The sequence below is a fragment of the Anaerobacterium chartisolvens genome (assembly GCF_003337415.1).
GTDB classification, from domain to species: domain Bacteria; phylum Bacillota; class Clostridia; order Acetivibrionales; family DSM-27016; genus Anaerobacterium; species Anaerobacterium chartisolvens.
In genome coordinates this window covers 221239-234724 of sequence record NZ_QPJT01000003.1, presented here as the reverse complement: position 1 = coordinate 234724, position 13486 = coordinate 221239, and the positions used below count along the sequence as shown (strand labels likewise).

Genomic DNA, 13486 nt, shown 5'->3' with positions numbered 1-13486 from the left:
ACCTGTCAGCCGTTGTCCTTCAGAATTCCGTTTATAAGATATGCCATGTTCATTGACAGTACATTGTAATGGTCTGTTACATACAGCACATCATCAAATACCGAAACGTGAAGATTGTAGAAGTACCGGCAGAACCATTCAAAGGATATATAAAGCTCGCCGCTGCGGTGCAGTGCTTCGCAAAGCATTGCGCTGATGCGGTTATCTATAACACAGCCGATGCTGCCCCTCGCGAACTGGAGCTCCCTTCCATCCTTCAATATAAGCACCGCTGTAAGTGAATCCTCGGACGGCTGGTATTTTGCTTCAAACACCTCCGCAATAAAGGAAAGAGGAACGCACAGATACTCGCCCCTTACTTCCTGACCTCCTTCCAGGCCATGATATTTTAGCTTTTGCCACAGAATAGCACGTCCTGACATATCGGTTACACTGTTCTTGAACCATGCCTTTTTGCAATCCTTTGCTATTGCGATGGCAAACTCATCGCCGGTACGCGGCGCAATGGTTTCTGAATGCACTATCCTTCCGTCGGGCTCTCTCCGCGTGCCGGAAAAGAGATAGTCCCATACCAGTTCGGCATCGTCAAGCGTTTGTCCGTGATCTCGGTTCTTGATGTCCAGAAAAACCAAATCCGCCTTGTCCCCGGTATAAAAAGCGTAGTTGTTTTCACCCTGAATGCTGATTTGGGGCAAAGCCTTGCAGCCGTTAATCTTTAGCCAATATTCCTTGTTAAGTCTGTTTTTTTCCAATTCCGAACGTGGATTTAAAAATTCGTTCAGCTCGGGGCGGGACTGCCAGACTGCCAAATGGCCTGCACGGTTGTTTATATTCCCATTTTTATCAAAAATGACTCCTAAGTCTGACGGGCCTCCCGCACCCGCAGCACCCGCAAGAACATTTCCAAAGTATCTTGCAAACTGGTGTGTCATCAGGTTTCCCATCGACATGCCCTGCATGAAAATCCGCCCTTCGTCGATATTGTATTTTGATTTCATAAGGTCTATCAGTCCAAGCACAGCCTTCATATCGTGATTGTCGTCGGGATTTTCAGGAAACGGGTTTAAGTAAACTCCGTCCGGACGGGGCTTGGAACGCTCCGCATAAGTTTCTTCATCGCATTCCACTACCCAAAATCTTCTGCTGTTTGCATTGGGGAAAACAACTATAAAGCCTTCCCGGTCGGCCACCATGGTCCAGCAGGTATATATAGCCTGCCCCCAGCCTGTCATCAGTCCTCCGTGCATTGAAAACACCAGTGGTGTCTTCTTTGCCGGGTCATAGGATTCAGGTACATATTCATACCATATGTCCTCAAGCCCATCCGCTATAACTCCTTTGTTTTCTGCCAATCTGGCAGGATAGACCTGAGAGTTGTTTCCGTTTTCATTTACCACCACATCGGTTGTCCTGATAATCTCAGGCAGGTATTCCCTGTTGTCGTCATCGGGGGTACCCGGAAGAATTGTTATTTTTTTGTTCATTTCATCGCCACTCCTTCTACTTAAAGTATAGTAATTAAGAGAATATCAAGCTATCTCTTGATTTCTTTTTGTAAGCTTTTTTCTATTTACTAAAAAGATAACCAATGCAATCAGAATAGGAACCGCCATAATCCGGTACATAACCGTATATCCCATAAGCTTGCTCCCTCCATTTTGTTGTATTAACGTTACAATGGTTCCCGCAAGCGGCGGTATTATCAAATAACCCGTGTCAAGACCTATATAATTTGTATTGCCGGCCACACCTCGCCGTTCCTTCGGGACAAGGCTCATGCAGAGAGTCTGCATTGCGGGCTGGCAGATACCATAACCAAAGGCTGAAACAGCACCGGCAATTAGAAACATCGGCAGAGTACGGGAAAAGCTGACTATGATAAACGATGCTGCAAAAATAATTATTCCCGGAATAATAGTCTTATCTATGCCGTATTTATCCGCAACCCTTCCTCCTATAGGACGTGTAAAAAGCAGGCATATCGCATACGCGGTAAAAAACAGTCCGATATCCTCTATCCCGCATTCCCCTCCGTAGAGAATGATAAACGAATTTATACAAGAATATGTTCCCCCAAGGAAAAACATTATAATAGCCGGAACAATCACATCAAAATCAATTATATTATTTAGAGAAATCTTAAAGCCTGCCAGCCTGTCAGGTTCTTCAGTCTTCATCTGCAGCGACAGTATACACGCAACAGCTAACAGTGCGGCGGCAATAAAAAATACCTTGCTGTATCCAACAGCCTTAAGCAGCTTCAAGCCGATTGTCGGCCCGACAGCGGTGGCTACCGCCTGCCCTAACGAAAAAATGCCTAGCCCCGAGGCCATCTTGTTCTCAGGCAGTGCGTTACTGGCCAAAGCCAGTGTAATGGGTCCGAGAAAGCCCATCCCCATGCCGTGAAGCAACCGCCCTATAATAATCATAGGAATACTTGCAGCAAAGCCATAAAACACAAAAGCCGCAATAATAATGCCAATGGTCACAGCCAGCAGCCGGTTCTTTTTGAAATAGCCGGTGGCCGGGCCTACCACCGGGCGGACACATAGCGCCGTTACCGCAAACATGCCGGATACCATTCCGACGATGGTAGCTGTTGCCCCCAAATGCTCCGCATATTTCGGGATTAGAGTGTTCATCATGAACTGGCCCATATTTAAAATAAAATTTATGGCAAATATAATGAAAAACGCTTTATTCCAAATGGTTTGCTTACCTTTGGATACTGCACCTTCTGAAATCAATTCATTCATATTATCTATCTCCGTATATAGGCTCGCGCTTTAATGGGAGCCAGTTAGAGAGGACTTTTTCCAAATACTTGTCCCAGAAACCATAGTCATGCTTCATTCCTTGGCCTTCCTCAAAATAAACGTCGTAGCCCAGATTTTTCAAAGCCAAATAGTCCTTGTAAACACGATCCCGGATAAAATCCTTTTCACCGACACCGATAAAATACTTCGGCAGGTCTATCTTTTCCGCAATATTTTTTTCAGCGAACGTCAGCAAATCATGTTCAGAGCCTATAAACTCATCCTCTCCCAGCAACGTGTCGCGAACCCTTGTAAATTCTATATTAAGGCTATGTTTATATTCTTCGCGGTCAAGCGTTACGCCGATACCGCCTGAAAGGTCTACAACCGCGGAATATAAATCCGGCCTCATAAGCCCCAGGCCGAGCGCTCCGTTTCCACCCATCGCCAGTCCCACTAGGAAAGTGTTCTCCCTCTCGGTTGCAGCAGCAAATAGGGATTTAACTACAAGTGGTAATTCCTGAGTAAGGTAGTCAAAATATTTAAACCCGTACTTTGTATTCATATAAAAACTGTCGTTTACCGAAGGTGATACCAGCATTACCATGTTTTCCTCGGCATACTGCTCGAGCTTTGTGTATCTGTACGGAGTGGTGTCATCCTCACCTCCGCCGTGGAGCAGGTAGACAGTTTGAAATTTCATTCCCGGTACATAAGGTCTTTTACCATTTCTTTTGAGCAAAGGGTCTTCAAACCCCATTTCAGTCGTCATATACCCTGTCGGATAGCATATTGTAATATTAGTACTAAGACTTAGAATATCCGAGCGGTAGCTGAATCTTAAAATCCCCATCGTTTTATCGGATAATAGAGCAAGCTGCTCAATTATCCCACCCTTTCATATTTATTAATTATTATTTTTTATCATCAGGATATATCACTGCACGATATTAACCCTTTACAGCACCTAGCATAATTCCGTCCGCAAAATACTTCTGCAGGAAAGGATAGAGGATTAAAATCGGCAGAATGGCTATAAAGGCAATGGCCATACGGATTGATACGGGATGTATGTTGGGCGTGCTGCCCGAGCCCTTATTGTAGTTGGCGTATGATACCGTCGCCTGTATATTGGCCATCATCTTATTCAAAAGTGCCTGAATACTGAGCATACTGGGCTCCGATATAAAGTACAGGCCATTTGTCCAGTCGTTCCAGTAAATAAGAACGGTGAAAAGCCCTATTGTTACCAGAATCGGTTTCCCCAGAGGCATCGCAATCTTCCAGAATATTCTTAAATACCCCGCTCCGTCAATTTTGGCTGATTCGTATATTTCGTTGGGTATATTTGCGCTGAAATATGATCGCATGAGTATTATATTAAATGCGTTCGTCAATAAAAACGGAAATATATATGCCCAAATCGTGTTTGTAATTTTCATACTTGTCCACATGATATAAGACGGCACAAGCCCACCGTTAAAAAGCATAGTAAAGAATACAAAGAAGCTTATTGCTTTTTTACCCGGCAAATCCTTTATAGAGAGCCCATAGCTCATCATAGCAGTTATTACCGTACCAATAACTGTACCGACAACTGTTGCTGCTATAGTTATTCCATATGCGCGCAATATCATGTCAATAAACGTCTGGATATACTGATAAGCCCCCAGACTTAACTTTTCCGGGAAAAACGAATATCCGTTGGCAATAAGCACGTTATCATCAGTAATTGATGAAATAAAAACCAATACAAGCGGCAGAATCATCATAAGTGTCATTAAAATCAGTATGGCATTAGATATGATTTTATATGTTTTATTCTCCTTCATTTCTCTCCAATCCCTCTTTTCTTTTTAGAATATTGCATCCTTCTCGCTTATCTTCCGAATTATCGCATTTACCGATATAACCATTATAAAGCCAACAACAGCCTGAAGCAGACCTGCTGCAGCCGAGCGCCCTATACCGCCTGCCGACATCATAAGGGAACGGTAAACATAAGTATCGATTGTATCTGTTACGTTATAAAGCGGGCCAGAGTTCTGAGGTATTAGATAAAACAGGCCGAAATCGGAATAGAAAATCCTTCCGACACTCAGTATAAACAACGTTATCATTGATGGAATCAGACACGGAAGGGTAATATGCTTTATCTGCTTCCATTTTCCAGCACCGTCAATTGAAGCTGCTTCATACAGCGAGCCGTCTATTGCAGATATTCCGGCTATATAAATCAATGTGCCATAGCCGACTGTCTTCCAGCAGTTTACAATTATCAATATCAACGGCCACCAGGTGGGGTCATTATACCATTGAATAGGGTTGTCTTTAAAAATCGTATAATTCAGCATACCGTTCTGCTGACTTAAAAAGGCAAATACGATATAGCTTACAATTACCATTGATAATGTGAACGGCAGAAGTATCGAACTCTGATACAGCTTTTTCAAGCCTTTTCTGCCTATATCAGATATCAATATCGCCAGAAGAATACCGATAACATTGTTTACTATAATAAAGGCAATATTATATAAAAGCGTATTTCTTATAATTATTCCGGCATCACTGGACGATAAGAGGTATTCAAAATTCTTGAATCCAACCCAGGGACTGCCCAACAATCCCTTAGAAATCTTAAAGGATTTAAAGGCGGCTATAATGCCAAACATAGGTATATAGTTGTTGATTATCAGATATACCGTACAGGGCAGCATCATCAGGTAAAGCGGGATAAACTGCTTGATTTTGCCAGTTCTTGTTTTCATTTGTTGTCTCCCTTTATAGATTTGTTCAGAGGTTACCAAAGTCAATTTCGGCTCAAAGCCTCAGGCATTAAGCCGTAATTGACTTGAATTTTCTTTAAAATAACTTCCGACTTATCATAGGTCTCTATTTGTTATTTTCTAACCATGCGTCCATCTGCTTCTGCTTTGCGTCTATGACTTTTTGCAAGCCTGCATTGTAAAGCTCCTTGTTGAATTTAGCCAGCGTAGTCTCAGGATCTACGGCACCGAAGCAGATAGCCGACTCATATTTGGCAAGTACCGCATTGCACTGGCCTATTTCACCGGAAACCTCAGATGGAATGAAATTCAGTCCATATGCCTTTGAAATAATAGAACCCTCATCAAATTTTTTGTACTGTTCCCAGAGATCCTTCGGGTTTCCTGCCCATGGAGTCATTAAATACTGGTTCGGATATATGAATGAGAAATCTTCATGATAATTTACATTTGTACTTGTTATTCCCTCAGGATAGTCTGCCAGGCCTTCCGAGTTGACAACCCAGTCCTTATCGGGCACACCCCAGTTCAAATAATTGTTAAAATCTGCATTTGTATATGCCCAATTGAGGAACTTGAATGCATTTTCCTTGTTCTTGGACTGATACATTACACTGTTAAGCACGGCATTTACCTTGGTAGTATCCTTCATATTCAGCGAACATGGAATGAGTACAGTGTCATAACCCGTCTGTGCCTTTATCCCTGCTTGCTGGTTGGCAACATATGAGGCAAAGAATGACGCAGCCTTGCCTGTTGTCATTTTTGAACGTCCCTCTTCCTTTGAAACTGCTATATCCTTCGACATATAACCTTTGGTATACCAATCTCTTGACAGCTGCGCAAACTTCTTGAACTGCTCAGACTCATACCAGTTTGTAAATTTAGTTGTCTGTCCATAATTTTCAAGCACACCAAAACTATCGCCCAAGCCGTCTACGTATGAAAGAAAATTCTGTCCGAATATACGGTTGCCGTCAAAAGGTATCACATCGGGATACTTTTCCTTAATCTTGGAGAACAGCTCCGTCAGCTTGTCAAATGACGACATGTCTTCGGTGTTAACATTAAAATCGGTCTCCTTGTAGCCAAGAGCATCGAAAATGTCTTTTCTTACAAAGATTCCGGATGGCATTGAACGAGAACCAACCACAGGGAAGCCGAGCAGCTCATCACCGAAGTAGCCTGCATTCACATCATCACCAAGTATTTTGTATATATCCTTTGTATATTCGGTATATTTTGATGCATCTACAATATACCCTGCCTCAAGAAAGGCCGCACGACTGAACGAAAAAACGAAGGATATATCCACAGGTTCACCGGCTGCAAGCATCGCGGGATATTTTGTGTTATAAGTTTCCCATCCGATTGGCATCAAATTTACCTTCATGTTCAGGTCTTTCATTGTAAGCTTGTTTATAAGCTCATTTACTTCTCCCTGGTTGCCTTCCTTAGGTGCATGGTAAACAAAATTTACAGTATATGGTTCTCCTTTGGATACTGTCGAACTGCTTGCAGCAGAAGTCCCGGAATTGTTCCCGTTACTTGTATTTCCTCCTCCGCAGCCTGCAAGAATGGTCAAGGTCATAGCTAATGCAGCCGTTAATGCTATCACTTTTTTTAACATTTTTCAATTCCTCCTCATAATATAAATATATATCTGGATTTTGATACTTACCGGGAATGCAGGTCTTTCCGGCTTACCCCCCCTCCATTCTTAAATTGTCCTGTGATTCCTAATTCCCGGAATGCATTTTTAGCACCGATTATTATAAATAAATACAAATAGAATGAAATATTTTAATATGGACTTGCACCAGTGTCTTCAAGTCCAAAGAACTCAAGGGCATGCTGTATCGCAAGATCCCAGAATCTCCATTCGTGCCGGTAACCGTCAAGTGTCCAATACTCAGCCTCAAGCCCTATCTCTTCGGCATGCTTTTTAAAGATTTTAAGGTTTTGATATATTATTTCGTCTTCGGTACCGCAGGCAAACATAAGACGTGGAAGTTTTCCGGTACCCGCAAGGCTCTCAAGAATATCCCATACATTCTCATTGGAATTCAGGAATGCTTCAAGGCCTCCGGCATTATCCACCATACTCTTGGTACGGATGGCAAACATATTGTCGCTCTGCAGATATTCTTCGGTCAGTTCATGAAAATTTACCGGAGCAGCCGAGAGAACAGCTGCCGCTGCAAACTTTTCGGGATAATTGGCTGCAAATTTGATGGTTCCCCGGCCGCCCATTGAAAGGCCTGCAATAAAATTGTCCTCCCGTTTGTCAGATGCAGGAAACCAATTATAAATCAAAGGCATAAGCTCCTTGGTTAAATAATCGTACATGCCAAATCCCATCATAGCCTTATCCCAGTTTGAGTAGTTGCTGTTTAGCGCGCTGGGCATTACTACAATCAAATCCTTTTCACAGGCATACAGCTCAATATTGGTTCTGCGGACCCAATCGGTATGATCACCGTAAGTGCCATGGAGCAGCCAAAGTACTTTATACTTCTTATTGCTTTCATAATAGTCTTTTGCATCAATGCCACGCGGTCTGTTAGGAAGTATAATGCTGATCTGATGACTGGAATTAAGGTATTGGCTTTCAAAATTCATTGTTACTAAAGACATGTCTTTACCTCCTGTTTTCTTTCTTTATAATTATTTGAATTTTTACAAACTCACTGTATAAATCAATAAAGACTATCAATAGTTAATTAATATAGGTTTGAAGGCGAAGGGTTCAACCGATATTGACTTCATAATATATATAAACCGAATGCAGGAATTTATCATAGAATAAGTATAGCTTCTTGCCAAATTTGCTTTTTTAGCAACAATAAATGCTTAATTTTAGCTTAGAATAATTTGCGCAAATTTTCAATATTGTTTTTTATACTTTAGCAATATACATATTTGTACTATTTATTTGATTGGTTGTATTGCTGAAAACAATACGTTTTGACAGATTGTCAGCTATATGCCGGATAAAAGAATTAATATATTAAGCTTACAGTAATCGAGGTTTTAGCATGATCATATATTCTTAATTTCAATATCGTTTTTTGTACTTAGGGTATATACAGATTTGGACTAGTTGGGGACGCTCCTGCTTTTTCCACGGACTAGTTGGGGACGCTCCTGCTTTTTCCACAGTTTTCCGGCTCTGCCTGCTCCGTACACAACAAAAAAAAAGCCGACCTTCGGCCAGCTTAAACCTATCCTATTTGAATTAATGGATTGAAAACGCTTCAATAAACAGGAGCGTCCCCAATTCTAAATTCTAAAAGAGCACTGCCTCATCTCTATTGTAGTAATCAGGAAGTTGGTGTTTCCATAAATTATAGTAGCGTCCCCTACTACCTATCAACTCCGCATGAGACCCACTCTCTACTATTTTTCCGTTGTTCATCACATAAATCCTGTCACATCTCATTACTGTACTCAGTCTATGTGCTATTATAATAGTTGTTATATTCGTACTAAATTCATGCATAGTCATCTCAATAGCTTTCTCAGTGGTAGAATCTAAACTACTGGTTGCTTCATCCATTATAATGATATCAGGTTTCTTTAATATGGCTCGTGCAATAGCCAGCCTCTGTTTTTGACCGCCTGAGAGGTTAGCACCATTTTCTTCAATTATAGTATCATATCTTAATGGCTGAGAATTTATAAAGTCATGTATCTTAGCCCTCTTACATGCATCAACTATTTTTTCATAATCTACTTCATCACAGCCAAGGCTAAGATTTTCTTTGATTGTATCAGTAAACAAAAAAATATTTTGCGATATATAGGCTATTTTATCTCTTAATACTTCAACATTTAAATCTTTTATATTAATTCCATTAATTAAAAGTTCTCCTTTTTCACATTGGTAAAATTTCATTAATAATCTTATTAATGTCGTTTTTCCCGATCCGCTCTCACCCACCAGTGCAATCTTTTCACCCTGTGATATCTTAAGATCCAGCCCTTCTATAATTAATTGCCTTGTTCCATATCTAAAATGGATGTTTTTGAATTCTATATCTCCTCTTAATGTATCCGGAATGATTTTCTTACTTTCATCCTTACTTTTTTCTATTTCCAGATCTAATATTTCCCCTAGCCTGTCTGCAGCAACTATTGCAGTTTGCAATTGAGGCTGTAGATTAACTAAATTTTCTATAGGCGTAGTAAAATAAGCCAGCAAAGCATTAAAAGCCAGCAATTCACCAGCTGTCAGATTCCCATGAAGAACTTCAACCGCTCCGATCCACAACAATACTATACCAAATACAGACTTTATTCCACCTTTTAATGATGTCTGAATATTATTTATTAATCCGGTTTTAAACACACTTTTAATAAGCCTTATAAATCTTGTTTCAGTTTCCAAGTTTACTCTTCTTTCCGCGTTAAATGCCTTTACAGTTTCAATACCACTTAATGATTCAAACAAAAAGGACGTTATCCTTGCACTACTTTCCATAGTAATTCTGTTTACATTCTTGATAGGCTTATTGAATGACCAAACAATGCTGGCATAAAGTATTACCGGGATGATTGTAATCCCAAACAATAGACGGTTTTGACTATATAGAATAAATCCTCCGATTATCGCCATTAGTGTATCTATCATTATAGTCAGGGTTGCGCTTGAAATAGCTTCCCTTATCTTTGTGGCATCATTAAATCGCGAGATTATTTCCCCTACCTGTCTTGTACCAAAAAAGCTCATAGGAAGTTCAATCACATGATTATAATACCCAAGCATCAAAGGTATATCTATCCGTTGAGATAAGTAAATAAGTAATTGAGTTCTAAAAGCACTTAGTATTATTGAAAATATGCTTAAAATAACAAAACCGATTGAAAATATATGTAATGTACTTTCAAGACTGTTGTTCAATACGTCATCTACTAGAATTTTGAAATAAAAGGAACCTAATATGCCTAAAACTGTATAGGTAATTGATATAAAGAAAATATTTATTATCAATCTTTTTTGCGGCTTTAGGAGTCCAGCAAACCTTGAAAACAGTCCTTTAGTTTCATCGCCTTTTCGAAAGGTGCCTGAAGGTATTATCAGTATCAATACTCCCGCCCATGTTTTAAAAAAATCCTTTGGAGAATATTCCACTATACCCTCGCTGGGATCAGCCACTATAACTTTTTTTTTGGTTATTTTATGTATAACCACATAATGAGGGAACTTACCATCTATCACAACATGGGCTATTGCCGGTAAAGGCATCTTCAAAAAGAATTTTTCTGTATTGCTTTTAATAGCTTTAGCAGTAAATCCAAGTTTTTCAGCTGCTATTACTATACCTAATGCCGTTGTTCCCCTTAAATCCGTTCCCGCATATTCCCTTATACTGCTAATAGGTATTTTAAGTCCATATTGTCTGGATATAGTGGCTAAACAAGCCGTAGCACAGTCCTTTGCGTCATGCTGCTTTATACATATATATCTTCTGAGCATCTCTGAAAACCTTTCTTTTAATAAACAGACTTGTCTTAATTACTACAAATCGCAATTTTGCTTCTGAATAAGTTATAAATCCATTTTTCTGATGATTATACAGTCCGCCAACAGTATAATCATGCTTATGCCAATCATGATAAATATTCTTTCGGCCGGATAATAAAAAACCCGAAAACCTTCCATTGCCTTTAAGAATGGTGTTTCACTAAATATTGACTTCAAAAAATCTATTTTGATTTTATTAGCTGCCATTTGAAGAACACTTATAAATGTATCATAGAACATTATATATAGCACCAGAAATGTGAATATAAAGCTTTTTGTCAACATTGATAAAAAAAATGCTATTGAGCTTATAAATAATGTAAAGCAGATGAAAACCAATTCTATGCTTAAAATTTGCTTTATCAATATAAGGACACCTGTTTCTTTAGCCTCCATACCGATTAATGCCAGCAAATTAAATATCACGCCTAATATCACGGCTATGACGACTGCCGAAAAACTCTTGGATACAACAATGCATATTCTGGATAATTTTCCTGTAAAAATGTATTTATAGGTATCATATTCAAACTCCCTCACTAAAATTGTTGAACATACTATTATTAGAAGCAAAGGAAAAATGCTCATTACCAATTGAGCCTTTAATAATAGTACTTTATAGGGAGGGAAAATAAATATCCCAATAGCAAATATAAAAGAAAAAGCTATGCTGCGCTTATTAATTATACTTCTTATATCGTTTTTAATTATATATAATATGGCATCCATAGTTCTTACCTCTGCTTATTTATTTAAATCCTTTTTCTTTAAAATAAGTATTGAGAATCCTAAAAATAGAATAATATATATTAGCATAAAAATTAATTGGATTATTTGAAATTTAAAAGTATCATTCCAATCGAAAATAATATATGTTGGTGATATTTTTATCAACTCAAACCAAAAAGGAATATTCTCCGCTTTCTCAATGCCGATTATAAATATAGGTGCATAAAACTGAATTATGCCAAAAAGCAGCAGGGTATATATCATTGTAGCCTTCAAGCTAAATGAAATTGATGTTACCAAAATCGAAAAGCTACCAATAAGAGCTGCCACTGCCACGTAAATTATAAGGGTACTGAATAATTCATAATTAAAAATATCATTATACAAGGTCCCCTTGCCGGTCCACAATACAATAATTATTTTAATCAGTACCTGAAGTAACCAGCATATAAAACCCAATCCGGCTATGGCTATTATCTTGCTGAACAATATGCTCATCCTTGAAAAGCATCCGGTAAAGGTATATTTATATGTACCATTTTTAAACTCACGTCCGAGAATAAACACACTGGCCAAAATTATGGCAAACCTTATTACTGAAAAATACTGAGATAGGTAGTCTTTAACCTCAAATGAGGCAGGTCCAGCTTTAAGCCAGAACAAAACATATATTACAGATACTACAAAAGCAGTTTTAATTAAAACCGGTCTAAATGTATTAATAAACTCAATTTTTACTAATGGGAATATATTTTTATTCAATAATATTCTCCTCCATTATCTCAATAAATCTTTTTTCAAGGCTTGCCTTTTGCCTATAAGTCCCCAATATATTAATGTTGTTTTCTAAGAGCATAGACAGTATCTCGCGTATTGAATATTCCTTCAAGTCAGCTATTACTTTCCCTTTACCGTGAATTGATGTGTAGATATTTTTAGCCTTAAAAAAGTCTTTAAGTTCCCTTATATTATCCGTTTCAAATACAAAGCATGAACCCTCAGGGTTTTGCAGATTATCTGCCGGACGAACCTCGTCTACTATTATGCCATTTTTTATGAAGAAAACCTTTTTGCACATTAACTCAATTTCAGTCAATATATGACTGGATATAATCACGGAGATCCTTTTCTCTTCTGACAGGTATTTAATGAATTCTCTTATATTCAATATTACATTGGGGTCCAATCCATTTGTCGGCTCATCAAGCACCAGCAGCTTAGGATTACCCAGAACAGCCTGTGCAAGTCCCAGCCTTTGTTTCATCCCAAGGGAATACTTTCTGGCTTTCTTATGTACAAAATCCTTGATTCCAAGCAGATTAATTATATTATCTATATCTTCCTTTCCGCTGCACCCGGATATTTTAGAGAAATATAATAAATTATCATATCCAGACAGTTCCGGATAAAATCCTGGATTTTCTATTACACACCCAGCTCTTTTTTTATTTTTATTTGTCTCGCTTAATACATTCTCACCTTCAATAAAAACATTACCTTCATAATTTCTAATCAATCCCACGATAATTTTCATCAATGTAGATTTCCCAGCTCCGTTTGGACCTATCAAGCCTGCTACCTCACCCTCTTTTACAGAGATTGTGACATTGTCCAGAGCCTTTTGATTTCCATACAGCTTTGTGACATTATTTATTCTTAGAACTTCTTTATCTATCATTATTATACCC

11 protein-coding genes are annotated in these 13486 nt (G+C 38.8%); all 11 read right to left on the bottom strand.

The genetic code is table 11. The annotated features are described in order from the left end of the window. Positions 1 to 5: 5 nt before the first annotated feature. Entirely contained in the window at positions 6 to 1484 is a 1479-nt protein-coding gene (locus tag DFR58_RS04105; RefSeq protein WP_114296530.1) for a CE1 family esterase, read from the bottom strand. A gap of 45 nt (positions 1485 to 1529) precedes the next feature. Next, positions 1530 to 2756 (bottom strand): MFS transporter, encoded by a 1227-nt coding sequence (locus DFR58_RS04100; RefSeq protein ID WP_114296529.1) that lies wholly within the window; start codon positions 2754 to 2756, stop codon positions 1530 to 1532. Between the two features lies 1 nt (position 2757). Beyond that, on the bottom strand, positions 2758 to 3609 hold the full coding sequence (locus tag DFR58_RS04095; protein WP_114296528.1) for an alpha/beta hydrolase: 852 nt from the start codon (positions 3607 to 3609) through the stop codon (positions 2758 to 2760). Positions 3610 to 3706: 97 nt separating this feature from the next. Next, positions 3707 to 4588, bottom strand: coding sequence for a carbohydrate ABC transporter permease (locus tag DFR58_RS04090; protein ID WP_114296527.1), 882 nt, complete (start codon positions 4586 to 4588; stop codon positions 3707 to 3709). A 24-nt stretch (positions 4589 to 4612) separates the two neighbouring features. Then, entirely contained in the window at positions 4613 to 5524 is a 912-nt protein-coding gene (locus DFR58_RS04085; RefSeq protein ID WP_114296526.1) for an ABC transporter permease, read from the bottom strand. Positions 5525 to 5648: 124 nt separating this feature from the next. Continuing rightward, entirely contained in the window at positions 5649 to 7172 is a 1524-nt protein-coding gene (locus tag DFR58_RS04080) for an ABC transporter substrate-binding protein (protein ID WP_114296525.1), read from the bottom strand. Positions 7173 to 7345: 173 nt separating this feature from the next. Beyond that, positions 7346 to 8179, bottom strand: a complete 834-nt coding sequence (locus DFR58_RS04075) for an alpha/beta hydrolase (protein WP_114296524.1) — start codon at positions 8177 to 8179, stop codon at positions 7346 to 7348. A 652-nt stretch (positions 8180 to 8831) separates the two neighbouring features. After that, positions 8832 to 11021: a peptidase domain-containing ABC transporter gene (locus tag DFR58_RS04070; protein ID WP_114296523.1), complete on the bottom strand. Its 2190-nt coding sequence runs from the start codon at positions 11019 to 11021 to the stop codon at positions 8832 to 8834. A gap of 72 nt (positions 11022 to 11093) precedes the next feature. After that, the gene (locus DFR58_RS04065) at positions 11094 to 11798 is read right to left on the bottom strand and encodes a hypothetical protein (protein WP_114296522.1); all 705 of its coding nucleotides are present in this window, start codon (positions 11796 to 11798) and stop codon (positions 11094 to 11096) included. A gap of 15 nt (positions 11799 to 11813) precedes the next feature. Continuing rightward, entirely contained in the window at positions 11814 to 12560 is a 747-nt protein-coding gene (locus DFR58_RS04060) for an ABC transporter permease subunit (RefSeq protein WP_170138023.1), read from the bottom strand. Next, positions 12553 to 13476, bottom strand: coding sequence for an ABC transporter ATP-binding protein (locus tag DFR58_RS04055; RefSeq protein WP_114296520.1), 924 nt, complete (start codon positions 13474 to 13476; stop codon positions 12553 to 12555). Before DFR58_RS04055 ends, DFR58_RS04060 begins: the two co-directional genes overlap by 8 nt. Between the last annotated feature and the right edge of the window lie 10 nt (positions 13477 to 13486).

What these genes read in the sequence shown, in the direction of transcription:
- DFR58_RS04100 (WP_114296529.1), bottom strand. Translation starts at nt 2,756, where the DNA reads ATGAATGAATTGATTTCAGAAGGTGCAGTATCCAAAGGTAAGCAAACC.
- DFR58_RS04090 (WP_114296527.1), bottom strand. Translation starts at nt 4,588, where the DNA reads ATGAAGGAGAATAAAACATATAAAATCATATCTAATGCCATACTGATT.
- DFR58_RS04055 (WP_114296520.1), bottom strand. Translation starts at nt 13,476, where the DNA reads ATGATAGATAAAGAAGTTCTAAGAATAAATAATGTCACAAAGCTGTAT.
- DFR58_RS04065 (WP_114296522.1), bottom strand. Translation starts at nt 11,798, where the DNA reads ATGGATGCCATATTATATATAATTAAAAACGATATAAGAAGTATAATT.
- DFR58_RS04085 (WP_114296526.1), bottom strand. Translation starts at nt 5,524, where the DNA reads ATGAAAACAAGAACTGGCAAAATCAAGCAGTTTATCCCGCTTTACCTG.
- DFR58_RS04105 (WP_114296530.1), bottom strand. Translation starts at nt 1,484, where the DNA reads ATGAACAAAAAAATAACAATTCTTCCGGGTACCCCCGATGACGACAAC.
- DFR58_RS04070 (WP_114296523.1), bottom strand. Translation starts at nt 11,021, where the DNA reads ATGCTCAGAAGATATATATGTATAAAGCAGCATGACGCAAAGGACTGT.
- DFR58_RS04095 (WP_114296528.1), bottom strand. Translation starts at nt 3,609, where the DNA reads ATGGGGATTTTAAGATTCAGCTACCGCTCGGATATTCTAAGTCTTAGT.
- DFR58_RS04080 (WP_114296525.1), bottom strand. Translation starts at nt 7,172, where the DNA reads ATGTTAAAAAAAGTGATAGCATTAACGGCTGCATTAGCTATGACCTTG.
- DFR58_RS04075 (WP_114296524.1), bottom strand. Translation starts at nt 8,179, where the DNA reads ATGTCTTTAGTAACAATGAATTTTGAAAGCCAATACCTTAATTCCAGT.